This is a genomic window from Oleiphilus sp. HI0079 (genome assembly GCF_001635105.1).
On record NZ_LWFT01000362.1, the window covers coordinates 1 to 642 of the forward strand.

At 50.0% G+C, this 642-nt stretch carries 1 protein-coding gene; it reads right to left on the bottom strand.

All coding sequences use genetic code 11. The features are described 5' to 3' along the window. Positions 1-642, bottom strand: a 642-nt coding sequence (locus A3750_RS04835; protein WP_304440169.1) for a glycine betaine ABC transporter substrate-binding protein, incomplete at both ends; no start/stop codon positions are given.

The window sequence follows — 642 nt, forward strand, 5'->3', positions numbered from 1 at the left end:
GGATCTGCACACTCTGCCTGAGAGATACAGTTGTTGTAATGCTCAGCATCAACGCCTGAGCCGAAATCTACTTTCACCATTTCATACTTGCCCAATACAGCCGTTGGCGCCCAGTAGTAACCGAACCACGCTTCCTCACGCTCATACGCTTTCGCAATAGCACCTGCTAGAGCAGCACCTGAACCCGGATCAACCAATTTAAAGCCAGCATCTTCAAGCTTCAGTGCGTTGAAAAGATTGGACACCGTGATTGCACAGTTCCAGCCTGCTGGGCAGCCCATTATTGCTGAAGCATCCGGGTCTTCTGGGTGCTTGAACATGTCAGCGTTAGCAACAACACCTTCAATTGTTGCGAGGCTTGGCTCTTTATCTACTAGGTACTGAGGAACCCAAAGACCTTCTTCACCGCCATCAGACAATGAGTTGCCTGCGTACTTCAAACGGCCCTCTGCAACGCCTTTGTCCAAGGGCTCGCGCAATCCGTTACTCCATAGCTCTGGCGCTAGATCAGGTTCACCTTTCTCAATCATCGATGTACCAGTAGGCATTGTGTCACCAGCAATGAGCTGAGTTTCACAGCCATAGCCATTCTTCAGAATGTAGTTATCAACATGCGCCATTAACGCAGCGGAGTTCCAGTTC